The sequence below is a fragment of the Elusimicrobiota bacterium genome, assembly GCA_016182905.1.
GTDB lineage: Bacteria > Elusimicrobiota > Elusimicrobia > UBA1565 > UBA9628 > GWA2-66-18.
Window position 1 is genome coordinate 1 of record JACPFR010000056.1, and the last position, 15,048, is coordinate 15,048.

18 protein-coding genes are annotated in these 15,048 nt (G+C 64.0%); 5 read left to right on the forward strand and 13 right to left on the reverse strand.

Annotation, left to right across the window (positions count from 1 at the left end):
• Nucleotides 1-287 precede the first annotated feature (287 nt).
• The 5 genes from def (at nucleotide 288) to HYV14_16545 (ending at nucleotide 3,843) form a co-directional block, all read left to right on the forward strand.
• Complete coding sequence (gene def / locus HYV14_16525) at nucleotides 288-830, forward strand: peptide deformylase (protein ID MBI2387593.1); 543 nt, start codon at nucleotides 288-290, stop codon at nucleotides 828-830.
• 1 nt (nucleotide 831) lies between these two features.
• The gene (locus HYV14_16530; protein ID MBI2387594.1) at nucleotides 832-1,809 is read left to right on the forward strand and encodes an ATP-binding cassette domain-containing protein; all 978 of its coding nucleotides are present in this window, start codon (nucleotides 832-834) and stop codon (nucleotides 1,807-1,809) included.
• The gene (locus HYV14_16535) at nucleotides 1,806-2,600 is read left to right on the forward strand and encodes an ABC-2 family transporter protein (protein MBI2387595.1); all 795 of its coding nucleotides are present in this window, start codon (nucleotides 1,806-1,808) and stop codon (nucleotides 2,598-2,600) included. The genes HYV14_16530 and HYV14_16535 overlap by 4 nt, the downstream gene beginning before the upstream one ends.
• Entirely contained in the window at nucleotides 2,600-3,391 is a 792-nt protein-coding gene (locus HYV14_16540; protein MBI2387596.1) for an ABC-2 family transporter protein, read from the forward strand. Before HYV14_16535 ends, HYV14_16540 begins: the two co-directional genes overlap by 1 nt.
• A 68-nt stretch (nucleotides 3,392-3,459) precedes the next feature.
• The gene (locus tag HYV14_16545) at nucleotides 3,460-3,843 is read left to right on the forward strand and encodes a PilZ domain-containing protein (GenBank protein ID MBI2387597.1); all 384 of its coding nucleotides are present in this window, start codon (nucleotides 3,460-3,462) and stop codon (nucleotides 3,841-3,843) included.
• Nucleotides 3,844-3,852: 9 nt separating this feature from the next.
• Here the strand turns inward: HYV14_16545 and HYV14_16550 are convergent, their stop codons facing one another.
• The 13 genes from HYV14_16550 to glmU all read right to left on the reverse strand — a co-directional run bounded on the left by HYV14_16550 (nucleotide 3,853) and on the right by glmU (nucleotide 15,038).
• A complete protein-coding gene (locus tag HYV14_16550) occupies nucleotides 3,853-4,791 on the reverse strand; it encodes a hypothetical protein (protein MBI2387598.1) in 939 nt (312 codons plus the stop codon).
• 99 nt (nucleotides 4,792-4,890) lie between these two features.
• The gene (locus tag HYV14_16555) at nucleotides 4,891-5,175 is read right to left on the reverse strand and encodes a hypothetical protein (protein ID MBI2387599.1); all 285 of its coding nucleotides are present in this window, start codon (nucleotides 5,173-5,175) and stop codon (nucleotides 4,891-4,893) included.
• 39 nt (nucleotides 5,176-5,214) lie between these two features.
• Nucleotides 5,215-6,072 (reverse strand): glycosyltransferase family 9 protein, encoded by an 858-nt coding sequence (locus tag HYV14_16560; protein ID MBI2387600.1) that lies wholly within the window; start codon nucleotides 6,070-6,072, stop codon nucleotides 5,215-5,217.
• Between the two features lie 3 nt (nucleotides 6,073-6,075).
• Entirely contained in the window at nucleotides 6,076-7,194 is a 1,119-nt protein-coding gene (locus HYV14_16565; protein MBI2387601.1) for a radical SAM protein, read from the reverse strand.
• The gene (locus HYV14_16570; protein MBI2387602.1) at nucleotides 7,182-8,042 is read right to left on the reverse strand and encodes a hypothetical protein; all 861 of its coding nucleotides are present in this window, start codon (nucleotides 8,040-8,042) and stop codon (nucleotides 7,182-7,184) included. The genes HYV14_16565 and HYV14_16570 overlap by 13 nt, the downstream gene beginning before the upstream one ends.
• Nucleotides 8,035-9,030 (reverse strand): radical SAM protein, encoded by a 996-nt coding sequence (locus tag HYV14_16575; protein MBI2387603.1) that lies wholly within the window; start codon nucleotides 9,028-9,030, stop codon nucleotides 8,035-8,037. Before HYV14_16575 ends, HYV14_16570 begins: the two co-directional genes overlap by 8 nt.
• 80 nt (nucleotides 9,031-9,110) lie before the next feature.
• The gene (locus HYV14_16580) at nucleotides 9,111-9,581 is read right to left on the reverse strand and encodes a hypothetical protein (GenBank protein MBI2387604.1); all 471 of its coding nucleotides are present in this window, start codon (nucleotides 9,579-9,581) and stop codon (nucleotides 9,111-9,113) included.
• A 145-nt stretch (nucleotides 9,582-9,726) separates the two neighbouring features.
• Nucleotides 9,727-11,076, reverse strand: a complete 1,350-nt coding sequence (locus tag HYV14_16585; protein ID MBI2387605.1) for a TldD/PmbA family protein — start codon at nucleotides 11,074-11,076, stop codon at nucleotides 9,727-9,729.
• 7 nt (nucleotides 11,077-11,083) lie between these two features.
• Nucleotides 11,084-11,302: a hypothetical protein gene (locus tag HYV14_16590; protein ID MBI2387606.1), complete on the reverse strand. Its 219-nt coding sequence runs from the start codon at nucleotides 11,300-11,302 to the stop codon at nucleotides 11,084-11,086.
• A complete protein-coding gene (locus HYV14_16595; protein ID MBI2387607.1) occupies nucleotides 11,299-11,859 on the reverse strand; it encodes an aminoacyl-tRNA hydrolase in 561 nt (186 codons plus the stop codon). The genes HYV14_16590 and HYV14_16595 overlap by 4 nt, the downstream gene beginning before the upstream one ends.
• Nucleotides 11,860-11,871: 12 nt before the next feature.
• Nucleotides 11,872-12,603, reverse strand: coding sequence for a 50S ribosomal protein L25 (locus HYV14_16600; protein ID MBI2387608.1), 732 nt, complete (start codon nucleotides 12,601-12,603; stop codon nucleotides 11,872-11,874).
• Between the two features lie 22 nt (nucleotides 12,604-12,625).
• On the reverse strand, nucleotides 12,626-13,558 hold the full coding sequence (locus HYV14_16605) for a ribose-phosphate pyrophosphokinase (protein MBI2387609.1): 933 nt from the start codon (nucleotides 13,556-13,558) through the stop codon (nucleotides 12,626-12,628).
• 91 nt (nucleotides 13,559-13,649) lie between these two features.
• Nucleotides 13,650-15,038 (reverse strand): bifunctional UDP-N-acetylglucosamine diphosphorylase/glucosamine-1-phosphate N-acetyltransferase GlmU, encoded by a 1,389-nt coding sequence (gene glmU / locus HYV14_16610; GenBank protein MBI2387610.1) that lies wholly within the window; start codon nucleotides 15,036-15,038, stop codon nucleotides 13,650-13,652.
• Nucleotides 15,039-15,048 lie beyond the last annotated feature (10 nt).

The window sequence follows — 15,048 nt, forward strand, 5'->3', positions numbered from 1 at the left end:
AGAAGCTTGACGGATTTGTGCAAGCGTTTCTTTAGACACACGGCATGACAGTACAGGCCTTGCGTGGGTTGAACTTCTCCACCCTCTGAGAATCCGGGCGTATAGGCGAGTTCTCCTGGGTCGGTGTCATTTGCAGCGATAGGAAGGCCGCAGAAACAACATTGGAATATCTGGCGATCGCTCATGGAATATTTCCTATATAGGCTAAAGCATAAGTTCGGTACTCCCTTGAGTCAATGCTTTACCTCGGGATGACGGGACAAGTCCGGATATGGCAAAATGCCCTCATGAGCGCGAACATCGTCGGCATCGCCACCCGGAAGGTCACCTTGCTCGGTCATCCCGTCCTGCGCAAGGTCCTGCGCAAAATAAAGCCCGACGAGATCCGCTCCGAGGACATCCACCGCCTCATCCAGGAGATGGCGGTCACCATGGAGGAGTACGACGGCGTCGGCATCGCCGGCAACCAGGTGGGCGAGGACCTCTCCGTGTTCGTCATGGGCCTGCCCAAGGGCACCAAGCGCCACCCCGACGGCATCGAGCTGACCGTTGTGTTCAACCCGGTCATCAAGCCGCTCGGCGACGAGACCGAAGAGGACTGGGAGGGCTGCCTGTCGGTGCCCGACCTGCGCGGCAAAGTGCGCCGCCACAGCAAGCTCGAGCTCAGCGGCCACGGCCTCGACGGCAAGGCCTTCAAGCGGATCTACGAGGGCTTCCCCGCCCGCGTCGTCCAGCACGAGACCGATCACCTCAACGGGTTCGTCTACCTCGACCGCATGGACGGCCTCAAGACTCTCTCCTACATGAGCGAGATCGGCCGCAGGGGCTGAAGTGGCCCTCGCGGTCGAGACGAAGGGCCTCACCAAGGACTACCGCTCGCCGGTCAAGGAGCCGGGCCTGTGGGGCGGCGTCAAATCCCTGTTCGACCGCAGGTACAAGGACACGCGCGCCGTCGACGGGGTCTCGTTCTCCATCGAGGAGGGCGAGCTCGTCGGCTTCCTCGGCGCCAACGGCGCGGGCAAGACCACCACGCTCAAGATGCTCTCCGGCCTGCTCACGCCCACGGCCGGGGAGGCCACGGCCCTGGGGCACGTCCCCTGGAAGCGCGAGCCGTCGTTCCAGCGGGCGATCTCGCTGGTCATGGGCCAGCGCTCTCAGCTGTGGTGGGAGATCCCCGCCTTCGAGACCTTCAAGCTCAACCAGGCGATCTACGGCCTCTCGGACGCGGACTTCCGCGTCCATCTCGACGAGCTCGTGGAGCTGCTCCAGCTCGGCGAGCACCTGTCGATCCCGGTCAAGAAGCTCTCCTTGGGCCAGCGCATGCGCTGCGAGCTGGCCGCCGCCCTGCTGCACCGGCCGCGCCTCCTCCTGCTCGACGAGCCCACGATCGGCCTCGACGTCGTCATGCAGAAGAACGTGCGCGAGTTCATCAAGGCCTACAACAAGCGCTCCGGCTCGACGATCATGCTGACGAGCCACAACATGACCGACGTCGTGGAGCTCTGCAAGCGGGTCATCGTCATCGAGAAGGGCCGCCTGCTCTACGACGGCGCCCTCGACCGGCTCGTCGAGCGCTACGCCGACCACAAGATCCTGCGCGCGCGCTTCACGACCGACGTCGAGCCCGGCGATCTGAAGGGCCTGGGCTCCGTGGTCAAGTACGAGGAGCGGACCGTCACGCTCGAGGTGCCCCGCGCCCGGATGGCCGCCAGCGCCGCCGCTTTGCTCGGCTCCTACCCCGTCGCCGACCTCAACGTCGAGGAGGTCGCCATCGACGACATCGTGCGCCGCCTCTTCACCCACGAATGAACAAGTACTGGGTCGCCTACCAGATCGCGCTCCAGGAGACGCTCCAGCGCCGGTCGACCTTGATCATGGACCGCCTGGGCGGCTTCGCCGTGGTCGTGAGCCTGTATTCGTTCTGGACCGCGCTGATCGGCGACAAGGCGACCTTCCTCGGCTACACGCGCGGCGAGATGCTGACCTACGTCCTCGCGCTGAACGTCCTGCGCTCGTTCGTCTTCACCGGACGCGGCTGGCAGCTCGTCGGGGAGATTTCGAGCGGCAAGATATCCTCCTACCTGATCCGGCCGCTCGAGTACTACGGCTACGCCCTCTCCCTCGACCTCGCGCAGAAGACGGTCCACGTCGCCGCGTCCTTCTTCGAGGTGAGCCTTCTCGCCTTCCTGGTCCAGGACGAGCTTTTCCTGCCGCTGTCTCCCTCGACCTGGCTCATTTTCATCGTCGCCGTCGTGCTCTCGTCGCTGCTCTTCTTCTTCCTCGAGTTCATGGTCAGCTCCCTCGCCTTCTGGACCTCGGAGTCCGGCGGGCCGCTGTTCTGCTTCGACCTGTTCCTCCAGTTCGCCGCCGGGGCCTTCTTCCCCCTCGACGTCCTGCCCATGGGCCTGCGCCGGCTGCTCGAGATGACCCCTTTCCCCTACATGGTGTACTTCCCCGTCCGCGTCTTCCTCGAGAAGGTGCCCCCCGCCGAGGCCATGAGGCTCATCGGCATGGAGGCGCTGTGGCTCATGGCCGTGTTCACGGCGGCGATGATGGTATGGAAGAAGGGCGTCGCCTCCTACTCGGCGGAGGGCGGCTGATGGAGTTGCTCCGGAAGTATTGGCGCATCTGGCTGCGCACCGCCTCGATGGCGATGCAGGCGCAGCTCACCTACCGCCTGGGCTCCTTCGGCTTCCTGCTCGGCAAGATGATCCGGCTGCTCTTCTTCTTCGCCTTCATGGCCGCCGTCTTCAACCACGTCGAGACCGTGGCGGGCTACAACCTCGTCGAGACCGCGCTGTTCTTCATGACCTTCAACCTCGTGGACATGACCGCGCAGATCCTGTTCCGCGGCGTGTACGGCGCCCGGCGCACGGTCAGCGAGGGCGACTTCGATTTTTATCTCGTACAGCCCTGCTCCCCTTTATTCCGCATGACCTGCTCGAGCGTGGACTTCCTCGACATCATCACCATCATCCCGGTCATCGTCATGACGGGTGTGGTCTTCGCGCGCCTGCCGCCCCTCGGCTGGCAGAACTACGCCGCCTACGCGCTCCTGATGCTCAACGGCGTGGGCCTGATCTACGCCATCCACATCCTCGTCGCCGCGCTCGCCGTGCGCACGCAGGAGCTCGAGAGCGCCATCTGGATCTACCGCGACGTGATGTTCATGGGCAAGTTCCCCGTCGACGTCTACGCCCCGGCCGTGCGCTGGGCGCTGACCTTGGGGATCCCGATCGCGGTGATGACGACCTTCCCCGCCAAGGCCCTGCTCGGCAGCCTGTCGGCCGCCTGGATCGCCTACGCCCTGGCCCTGACCGCCGTCGCTTTGCCCGCCTCTTGGCTCTTCTGGAAGGATTCCGTGGCCCGCTACACCTCGAGCTCCAGCTGATGATGGTGTCAGGCATTCCACTATTTTCAGTATTGACGCCGTAACCGGCCCCGGATACCCTAAAGACGATGAATGAGAGCGGCCGCACCCACCAGCGTTGGCCCAGCGACCTCGCCGTCGAGGTCTTCAGCGGCCCCGTGGGCGGCGTGCGCATCGGCGAGGGCGTCCTGCTCGACCTGAGCCTTACCGGCTGCCTGCTGCGGGTGCGCGGCCTGCTCAAGGCCGGCTCGACCTACCGCGTCCGCGTCAACTGGAAAGGCGGAGCGCTCGACCTGCCGGGACGCGTGGCCCGCGACGCCGGGCGCTCCGGAACCGATCAGACCGCGCGACACTACGGCTTGGCCTTCAACCTCACCGGCGGCCAGGAAAAGGAGCTTCGCCTCCTGATCGACCAGGTCCGGCGCACCGAAAAGCCCGAGGACAAGGGCTTCATGCGCTCCTACTGGGGATAGCCGACGCCGTCAGTCTTGCTTCTCGCGCGGCGTCGTTCCTATTCGATCCGTCTTCCGAGTCCCGCCGGACGGCGGGCAGCGGGAACGATCCGCCTGCGCGTCTCCGGCACAGACGGCGGGTCCGAGCATCGCCTCGAGAACCGGGCGCAGTTCGGCGTGATGGCTCGCGCCGTAGACGACGAGGATGCGCTTCGCGCGGCTCAACTGCTCGGCGATGAGGGCGGCGAGGACTCGGTTGCGCACGAGGCTGTCTTTGTCGGCCACGCGCCGGCTCAGCAGCGGCGAGTCCGGTTGCGGGAGAATCTCGTCGAAATCGGGTTCGCCGGTGAAGGCCTTCCCGTTCCCGGCGGAGTACCAGGCTTCAAACTCCGGGTCAGACATCAACAAGCGCGGAGCCACGCCGAACTCCCGCGAGAAAGCGGACACGATCTCGCCGATGGTGCGCCGGCCCTCGGGACGAGCGGCGTCCAAGAACCAAGTCCGTAAAATATAGAAACCCTGAAAATCGCGCATCGTGCATTTGCGGCGGGCGTGACAATCCTCGGCGAGCACGCCCTGCAACTCCTTCGCGGCGGCCGGCTCGCCCCCCAGCCACCTTACTCCTTGAGCTTCCGCCAGTCTCGCCGCGTGCGCCGACTCGCCTCCGGACGGGGGGCGTCGAGACCCCGGGCGCACGCCCTCGAGGATCAGCACGGCGGGACTCTGGGCGGCCAACTCCTCTTCGATGAGACGGAACGTCGAGGAGTCCTCGCCGTGGCGCGCCGCCACGAAGGAGAGGGCCGCGCGTCCATCGTCGTACCGCGCCCAGAACGGAGCCGGCGCCAGGTCCAGCGAGGAATTCCATGAGCGCACGAGCCGCGGATCGCTCGAATAGGGGGGCGTAGCGGGCGTATTCTCCGCCGCGAGCCCCGCCGAGAGGATCAGCATGATCGAGGCGGCGCGCACCATGGCGCAAACAGGATAGCCCCGCCGCCGCGTCACGGCAAGGGTCCTGTCCCAATCCTAGCCGCCGCGGCGGCGGCATGTCGCTGCGCCGCGCCGGTCAGTTCAAGAAGAATGCGAGATGTAATAGTAGCTGATGTGATCAGAGTAGCTGCTATGCGCGTAGCTGTTGTGGTCCGTGTATTTGAGGTAAACGGTATAACCGCTGTCTATCAACCGAAAGACTTTGTTTTTGGGGCCTTTCGGGCCCAGGGGGTTCTTTTGGGACTTGAACCCGCCCTTGTTGGCGGCCAAGGCCGCCATTCGTTTCAGCGCCTGCCGTCTCGCCGGCGTTGCCTTGCCGATGACCGACTGCTTGGTTTTCCCGCCGCTCTTTTTTCCCTTCTTCATTGGTGGCTCCCTGTACCGCTCGCCTCGCGGGCGAGCCGTTCACTCTTGGGTCTGAATGATCTTTAGAATTTCGCCGAAAATCCGCTCTACGGAGATTTCGTCAAGGCAATGGTTTTCCGGCCGCGGGCATTGCGAGGCGTAATTCTTGGGGTATCGCGGACCGATGCAGCGGCTTCGTTGATCGCACCTTTCCGCGGCAGCCGACAGCAAAACTTGGCCGTCATACCCGTACGTCGCCGCATCGGTCGGGCCGAAAACGACGATGGCCGGCGTCCCCGCCAAGTGGGCCGCGTGCATGATGAAATTATCCGCCGTGACGACCAAGTCCGCTCTTTTCAACAGCGCCAGGAGCTGGCGGGGAGTAGTCAACCCCAATAGGGAATAAGCTCCCCTAACGTATGGGTCGCGCTTCCGGCCAACCTGCAGCGCCAGCAGGCCCTCGCTCGACGACAACTCGACGAGCCTCTCCCACCTTCCCATGCTCCATATTTTCCGCGGCGAATCCGAACTCGGCGCGATGATCACGTTCTTCCTCTTCCATGGGACGGCGCCCGCGACCAGAGGATCGTCCTGAATGGCCCCCGGCAGATAAAGATTTTCCGCGATCGGCGTGGCGAGGCCGAACGCGCGCGCCAGGATTTGAAAGGGACGCCGGCTTCCTCCTCCCAACTCCTCCAGCGCCCAGTAATCCGTCTTGATGATTCGCGCCCCTTTGGGGGGGAATCCGATGCGTTCTATGGCCGGATGTCCTTTGAAAATCGTCGTATACCGCGTTCTTCTGATCAAATTGAACTTCTGTCGAGGATTTCTCTCGAAAGCGGCCTTCAGCACGCCCGAGACCATCAGCGCGTCCCCGTACCCGCCGACGACATTGATCCATGGTTTATCCATCAGCATGGCCTAGGCATTCGCGTGAACCGAAAAGTCGGCCTTCAACCCGGTGATCGGCTCGAAATATTTTTTCAAGAAAATCCGCTTGGCGTCGCACCATTCCGTCTTGTGCATGAAATCCTTTCGATCGTTATAGGCATCCAGCGGACAGCCGCCATGGCATATCCGCCAATATCCGCAGCCGCGGCACTCCGTTTCCTGCAGCACATCGTCACGCTCCATCAGAACCCTCCGCTGACGATCCTGGAAGATGTCGGTCAGGGACCGGTCCTTGATATTCCCATATGAAAGGACTTCCCAGTCGGACGAGCGCCCGCAGTGGGATGCCCGGCCCGTCGGGCCGATGTATACGTGATCGAAGGCGCACTGGCCGGAGTTCGAGCAGCTTAGATGCCGGGGGCCTTCCTCGTAATTCTTCAAGTAAGTTCTGAAAGGATCCACCTCCTTGAACCGCGAGCGGTGTTCCCACCATGCGGGGAAGATGGCCCCCAGGAACTCGGTGAATTCGAGAGGAGTGATGCCGATCTTATTCTTGTCGTCGTTCTCGAATATTTCCACCGGATGGATCTTGAAGTTCCCGTTAAGCTTGAAATTGGCTAAAAAATTGAAGATGTCCAAGGGCCTCGTCAGGGCTTGGCGCGTCACCACGTAGATGAAGCCCCAACTGATCTTGTTCTTTCGGAGAAGCTCGGCGCCCTTCATGAACAACCGATTGTACGTCTCGGAATTCCGGCGTTTCCCGACGCCCCTGATATTGGGCAGCACTTCGAAGCTCGTCCCGATCGTCCCGATTCCCAGGCGCCGGAGGACGTCGATTATGTCCTGATTGATCAGGGTCAAGTTGGATTGTATGCTGTGATGCAGTCGAGCCTTCGTCGCGCGGCAGTGGTTTTCCTGAAACTCGACGGCTTCCTTGAAATAGTCCGCGCCGACGATGCACGGCTCTCCGCCGTGCCAGGTCAGGTTGATCGTCTCCCTCGGGTTCTCCTCGAGATAGCGGTTGAAGCTCTTGAAGCAGACCTCCAGCAGGTCGAGGGGCATGATCCGGGGGGCTTTTCGCTGAACCACGTCGCAGTAGATGCAATTCGCATTGCATGCTTCCGTGGCTTTGAAGATTATGGTCGGCACGAGGCCCTCGGGGACTTCTCCCGCGTCCGATGGGAATCGGCGGCGTCCAGTAAATTCGAAAACAGCGTCCGGCAGCCGGCGTCCTCGCCGCGGCGGCCGGCGAATTTTCCCAGGCAGATTCTCCAGGCCGGGCAGAAGGCGCACGCGCTTCGCTGGAGGAAGGGTTCTTGCCAAACGGCCAGGGCGGCCTGGTATTCGTCGTTTTGCGAGATCGATCCGAGCGAGCTCACTCCCTGCGCGATGAATTCGCCCCGTAAAAGTGCCGCGTGATTCAAGGCGATATTCTCGTTTTCGTCGATATGCAGGTATCGCCGGGGGTTTTCGAAATAGACCGAATCAAAATCCATGGGCGTCCGGGGATCATAATGCGACATGACGTGATGAAACGGCTCGATAGTTCCGCGGCCGGCCCGCCCGTAGACCGAGTAATGCATGAGGTCGTCCAACGCGTCCCAGTCGAGCTCCTCGGCCTCGAAAGTCAGCCCGCAATCGATCCCCAACGAGGCCAGAATCCTCGATTCGCGGATTCCCTCAGGGCTGGCCGGGGAGAATACACGGATATTCAGCTCCTTCAGCAGCGCAAGGCGCTCCGTGAGCTCGTTGAACGGACCGAGGCCGGCGACATGGAGCGCGATTGGGATCTCGCGCCAGTCTTCGTCGAAAGGGACCCCCGTCAATGACTCTTTCCGGCTTGAGAGCAGCACGGCGTGCAGCTTGTTGCGCGCGTTCGCCAGGCGATCGATCTCCCGGATCCAGCCGGCGTCATCGGTCCGCACGACAAGCGCTTTCCGCTCGATCCTCGAGATCAGCGCCTCATCGCACGGGCAGACCAGAATATGGTCACTCATCCGGATAGGCGCTCGCCAGGCGCACCTTGGGCTCGTTCATGAAATGCGTCAAGTTGTGCGCCAGACATCCGCCGGCGCAAAGCCCGTTGTCGCGATGCTTGCAGGCGTCGCACTCCTCGAATATCCCGCCCGCCTCGACCCTCATGGAGCGGTGCATCTCCGAGAAAAACTCATAAATGTCCGCGATGGAGTCGAACTCATAGAGTGATTTCTTTTGATAATTGGAAGTGGCGAAGCACGACCAGACGCTCATGTCCGGGCCAATGTCGAACGCCGGGCTGCAGCCGAAGTTCAGCCGCCCGCCGTTTAATTTGTAGAGGCGCCCCAGCTGCTCCTCGCTGAAGAGGCATAGCGGCATCCCGCAGTCGAGAAGCGGCATGATGCCGAAACTCTCGAATTTTGGGATGAGCGCCACGAGACGCCCCGCCATTTCGCGCATATCCTCGATCTTCACGTGCTGATTATAGTCCCGGCCTGGTATCGGATGCGCCAGTCCCAGGCGAACGTGACGCTTCAAGCCGAATTGATTTATCAATTGGAACAGGAAGTCGAGCTCGAAATCGGGACGATAGATGTTGAATCCAGCGCTGGTCAGGCGGCCGAGGGAGCCGAGGAATCTCTTGATGCGTCCGGATTCCGCGGCAGTGGAAATCCCGGGGTCGTTGATGTTGCAGACGATGGACAGCCGCTCCGGGTCTCGGCCGCCCAGATGGCGCGCCGCCTCTCCCAGCGTTTTCTCCGAGAGTATGCCGCTCGTGAAGACATTCACGTGAAGGTCCCTCTTGAGCAAATACAGGATGAACTCAACGGAATGCGGATGTAGAAAGGGCTCGCCGCCGAGAAGCGCGACATTTTTTTCGCCGGATGCTTCCGCGAGATCGGCGATATAGATCAGGTTCTCCCAGCTCAAGACGTCCTCCGGGGCGGAGTCGTCCATATGCTTCTTGGCGAAGCAATAGGGACAGGAGCGCACGCATTTTTGCGTCAATAAAATATTAGGAATGGCGCGGCATCCTTGCGATCGGCTTACCCTCGGCCTGCTTCCCGGACGCTACGGTCGGGCATGGCCTAACTGTTGAAAAAAGAGTCGGCGGCAACTTTGGCGAGCTCTTGAAGGTCCGCCTCCGCGCCGGCCAGCCCCGCTATATCGGCGGAATCCCCCGACGACTTCGCGAACGCTTCTCGCCGGTGCCGCAGCCCCGCGGCCTTCGCCGCGGCGAGGCGGGCGAGCGCTTTCCCCTTCGCTTCGGCGTCTAGCGCCGTCTTTAAAGCGTCCTTCGTGGATTTCTCGGCCGTGTCGGCGCGCCGCTCGGCCTTGGCGGCCTGCTCCCGGTGCACCTCTCGGCCGAAAAGGAAGCCGGCGGCGGCGAACGCGATCGCCTCGACGCTTCCGAACAGATAAATCGCTCTTGTCCACGTTCTTTCATCGGCCGTGCCGGTTATCTGCAGCATGTGCCGGAGCACGAGCCCAAAAGCCGCCAGCACGGCGATAGCCCCGACGAGAAGGACGGGGGTCCATTTTCCATTGGCGTCGTCCATGTTTAAAAGATCGCTTCCATCGCCCCTGCTCGTGGTAATTTTTGTGATTTCGTTCTATCATTAAATCCGATGGCGGACGGATGGGCAATCCTCTTTCACGCCTCGAATGAGAAGACCGGCGCTGGAGAGACCGAGGGTGGACGCGTTAAGCGACGTCGAGGGAGGAGATGCGGAAGGTGGGGGCGCCGAGGGAGCCTTGGAAGGTGAGGTCGGAGGCGACGCCGTCGACGCGGGACAGGAGGTCGAGGAGGCTGCCGGAGATCATGGCGCCTTTGACGGGGCGGGCGACTCGCCCTTTCTCGATGGACAGGCCGGAGACGCCGACGGAGAAGGCGCCCGAGACGGGGTCCACCATGTGCATGCCGAGCACCTCGGCGACGAGGAGGCCCGACTTCGTGTCCGCGATGAGGGCCTCGCGCGTCGCCGCGCCGGGAGCGAGGTAGAGGTTCGACGCGCCGGGGCCGGGCAGGCCGGCGTAGGAGTCGCGGAAGGCGCAGCCGTTCGAGGGCAGGCCTTCCCGGGCCGCGGTGAACGCGTCGTGGAAGAAGCCGCGAAGGACGCCCGCCTCGATCATCGCCTTGTCGCGGGTGGGCACGCCCTCGTCGTCGAATCGGCTCGACCCCAGGCCGCCGGGGCGGCGGGGATCGTCGCGCAGGGTGACGAGCGGGGAGGCGACCGTCTTGCCGAGCTTGCCGGCCAGCAGCGAGCGTCCGCCCTGGACCTCGTCGGCCGAGAGCAGCTCGGCCAACAGCTCGAGGAATTCCCCCGCGACCCAAGGCTCGAAGAGGATCGCGCGCTTGCCGGCCTTGACGCGGCGGGCGCCGAGCAAAGACGACGCGCGCAGGCCCGCCTCGCGGCCGGCGGCGGCGAAGTCGAGGGACGACGCGCGCCGCTCGGCGCGATAACCCTCGCCGAGCTGGACCTCGGCCCCGTCCTCGGCGGCGACGACGAGGGAGACGCTCGCCGAGCCGCCGCGCTCGCCGGCGAGCAGGCCGCTCGTGCCGGCGACGACGACGGACCCGCGGCTCTCCGCGTACTCGACGCGCATGACCTTGGCCACGCGCGGGGACGCGAGCGCGGCCGCTTCGGCCTCGCGCAGGCGCTCCTCGACCTTCTCCCACGGGGCGGTGAACAGCGCCTCGTCCCACAGGGTCCCGGGCAGGGCGTCGTCACCGGGGGCGGGCTGGGGGCCGGGGAGGACGCGGCGGGGGTCGGGTTCGGCGTGAGGCAGCTGCTCGAGGGCACGAGCGTATAATTCCTTTATAGCCTCGAGGTCCGCGCCCCCGGCCGCGGCGAAGCCGACGCGGCCGTCGCGCACCACGCGCACCCCGGCGCCCGCGTTCTCCGAGGCCTCGACGCCGTCGCGCTCGCCCTCCCGCCGGGACACGGAGCGCGCCTCGCCGCTCGACAGGAAGACCTCGGCCTGGGTCTCGGCGGAGCGGGACCGCATCCAGGCGACGGAATCACGCGCCAGCTGCTCGAGGTCGGCACTCATGCGGGTGTCAGCGGCCCAGCGAGGACCAGCCCGTGTACAGGAACAGGAAGGACACCAGCAGGAAGAACATGCCCCACTTCTTGCGCTCGAGGGCGATGTAGGCGTCGTTGAGCAGGTAGTCGCGCAGGACCGCGTTCATGCGCTCGATGAGGTCCGGGCGGTACAGGTAGCCCAGGCCGAGGACGCCGCTGAGCAGGCCGATGACGATCTTGAGCGTGGGGGTCATGCAGCGGGATTATAGCGGTTCATGGCCATGTCGATGCCGTTCTCGCGAACGACCCCGACGGCCTCGGCCGCGGTGGCGAGAACGGCGTCCAGTTCGTTTTCTTCGCTTTTATTGAATTTTCCCAGAACAAAATTCGTCGCGCTTACCTTCTCCGGCTGAGGCCCGATGCCGATGCGAAGCCTCGATATGTTCTCCGTTCCAAAGTGCGAGATGATGGACTTCATGCCGTTCTGACCGCCCGCGGATCCGTTCTTCCGGATACGGATCTTGCCGAGAGGGATGGCGAGCTCGTCATAGACGATCAATATATCCTCCAGCGCGATGTTGTGGTAGGCGGCGAACTTCTGCACGAACTCTCCGGAGAGGTTCATGAAGGTCATCGGCTTGGCGACCCACAGGTCGCCGCTCTTGGCGGCGATGCCCAGTCCTTTAAAATCCTTCCAAAAAGAGTCCGCCTCGCCGACCAAGCGGTCGGCGAGGCGGAAGCCCACGTTGTGGCGCGTCTTCTCGTACTCCGGGCCCGGGTTGCCGAGGCCGACGACGAGCTTAAGCGCCACCGAAGGAAAGGGCTACTTGCCTTCCTTCTTGGGTTCCTTCTTGGCGTCGGCGGCCGGAGCGCCGGGCTTCGCCGCTTCCTTGATGACCTTGCCTTCCTCGTCCTTCTTGCCCTTCGTGGAGGCGGATTCGGGCTCGGCGGGGACGGCGCCTTCGACGACGGCGCCGGCGACGGGCTCAGCGACGACCTCGACCTTGGCGAGGACGATGCGGATGATGGCGGCGTCCGCGGCGTCGAGGACTTCGATGCCTTCGGCCAACGAGAGGTCCTTGACGAGGATGCCCTGGTGAAGCTCGAGCTTGGAGACGTCGACGTCGATGTGCTGCGGAATGGCCGTGGGCAGCGCCTTGATGCGCAGCTCGCGCATGTCGATGGACATCATGCCGCCGGAGGTCTTGACGCCGGGCGCCTCGCCGACGACGTTCAGCGGGACCTTCGCCTCGATCTTCTGGGTCAGCGAGATGCGCTGGAAGTCGGCGTGCACGGGCCGGTCGGTGACCGGGTGCCGCTGCAGCTCCTTGACGATGACGGTCTCCTCGCCCTTGGCGTGCTTCAGGCGCAGGATGGCGTTCGCGCCGCCCTTGCGGCGGGCCGCCATGAGATCCTTCTCGGACAGCGCGACGCTGATCGGAGCTTTCTCGCCTCCGTACACGACGGCCGGGATGCGGGATTCGGCGCGCAGGGACGAGAGCGCCTTCTTGGTGCCCTTCTCGGCGCGGACTTCGACGTTCAGCGTGATTTCCATGACTCTATTACTCTCCTGTGTCTTAAACGAACAAAGCGCTGATGGACTTGCCCTGATGATTCCGCGCGATCGCCTCGCCCATGAGGGGCGCGATCGACAGGACCGTCAGTTTCCCCCCGGCCAGCGCATGGACCGGGATCGAATCGGTGAGGATCATCTCCTCGAGAGACGACTTGGCGATCAAGTCGTGGGCGGCGCCGGACAGGACGCCGTGGACGCAGGCGGCGTAGACCTTCAGCGCGCCGTTCTCGCGGATCTTGTCGGCGACCTTGCACAGCGTGCCGCCGGTGTCCACCATGTCGTCGAGGATGAAGCAGTTCTTGCCCTTCACGTCGCCGATGATGTTGTAGACCGAGGCCTCGTTCGGGCGCGGGCGCCGCTTGTCGATGATGCAGAGCTGGGCGTTGAGGCGCTTGGCGAACGCGCGGGCGCGCTCGACGCCGCCGACGTCGGGCGACACGACGACGAGGTTCTTGAGCGCCTTCTTCTTCACGTAGTCGATGATGATCGGCGCGGCGTAGAGGTGGTCGACGGGGATGTCGAAGAAGCCCTGGATCTGGGCGGCGTGCAGGTCCATCGTGATGACGCGGTTCGCGCCGGACTCGACGATGAGGTTCGCGACGAGCTTCGAGGTGATCGGCATGCGCGGCGCGGTCTTGCGGTCGGCGCGCGCGTAGCCGTAGTAGGGCATGACGGCGGTGATGCGCCCCGCCGACGCGCGGCGCAGCGCGTCGATCATGATCAGGAGCTCCATCAGGTTCTCGTTCGTCGGACGGCAGGTCGGCTGGATGACGTAGCAGTCGGCGCCGCGGACGTTCTCCTCGATCTGGAGGTTGATCTCGCCGTCGGCGAAGCGTCCGACGTGGGTCTTGCCCAGCGGCACGCCGAGATACTTGGCGATGTCGTCGGCAAGGGGCCGATTGGCGTTTCCGGAGAACACCTTGAGGCCCCGCAGGGTCTTGAGGCCCTCCATGGGGAGCGGCTTCTCCACGAACTTATGTGACGCCATCCGCGCCTCCGCCTTCTCCGGGGATTTGATCGCCATATCAGGTCTTGTTCACCTGGCGGGCGCGCGCGATCGCGAGAGCCTCGTCGGGGACGTCCTCGGTCACGGTCGAGCCGGCGGCGACCTTCGCCCCGCGCCCGACCTTCACCGGCGCGATCAGGTTCACGTTGGAGCCGATGAACGCCTTCGCGCCGATCGTCGTCTTGTGCTTCTCCTTGCCGTCGTAGTTGCAGGTGATCGTGCCCGCGCCGATGTTGACGTCCTCGGCGATGTCGGCGTCGCCGATGTAGGAGAGGTGGTTGACCTTGGAGCCGAAGCCGATCCTCGACGCCTTGACCTCGGTGAAGTTGCCGACGCGCGCGCGGGGCCCGATCGTGGACTCCGGGCGGATGTGGGCGAACGGCCCGACCGAGGTCTTCTCGAGCAGGCGCGACTGGATCACGTAGGAGAAGCGGACCTCGCACTCGTTGCCGATCTGGGTGTCCTCGATGTGCGTGTAGGGCCCGATGCGGCACATGCGGCCGATCTTCGTGTGGCCGCGCAGGATGGTGCCGGGGTAGATGACCGTGTCCTGGCCGATCTCGACGTCGGCGTCGACGTGCGTGGACTGCGGGTCGCGGATCGTGACGCCGGAGATCATCAGCCTCTCCAACATGCGCTTGTTCAATACGCGCTCGGCGGTGGAGAGCTGGGCGCGGTTATTGATGCCCTGGATCTCCTCGGAGTTCGAGGACGTGTACGCGTGGATGCGCCCGCCCTTGCCGCGGATGGCCTCCATCACGTCGGTCAGGAAGTGCTCCTTCTTCGGGCCCTTGGCGCCGATCTCCTTGAGGCCCTGCACGAGGGCGTCGACCTCGAAGCAGTACGCGCCCGAGTTGACCTCGGTGAGCGCGAGTTCCTTCGGGGAAGCGACGCTTTCCTCGACGATGCGCTGCACCTCGCCGAGGGCGCCGCGCACGATGCGGCCGTAGCCCTTCGGGTTCTGCAGGCGCGCCGTCAGGAGCGTGGCCTGCCCCTTGAGCTGCTCATGGGTCAGATAGAGGTTGTAGATGGATTCGTAAGTGAGCAGCGGCGTGTCGCCGCACATCACCATCGCGGTCTTGAACTTCTTCAGGTATGGAAGCGCCTCGAGGACGGCGTTGCCGGAGCCCATCTGCTTCTTCTGGTGGATCATCTGCAGCGGACGGGCGATGCCGACGGACTTGAGCATCTCCATCGACGCGTCCTTGACCTGGCCGGCCTCATGGCCGACGACGACGCCGATCGAGCCCGGCTTGAGGGCGTTGGCGATGCGCAGGACGTAGAACAGCATGGGGCGTCCGCCGACGTGGTGCAGAACCTTCGGGATGGTGGATTCCATCCGGGTGCCCTGACCCGCGGCGAGGATCAGCACGCACAGCTGGCCTTGGCCCTTTTTCGTCGCGCTCATTTCATTTTCC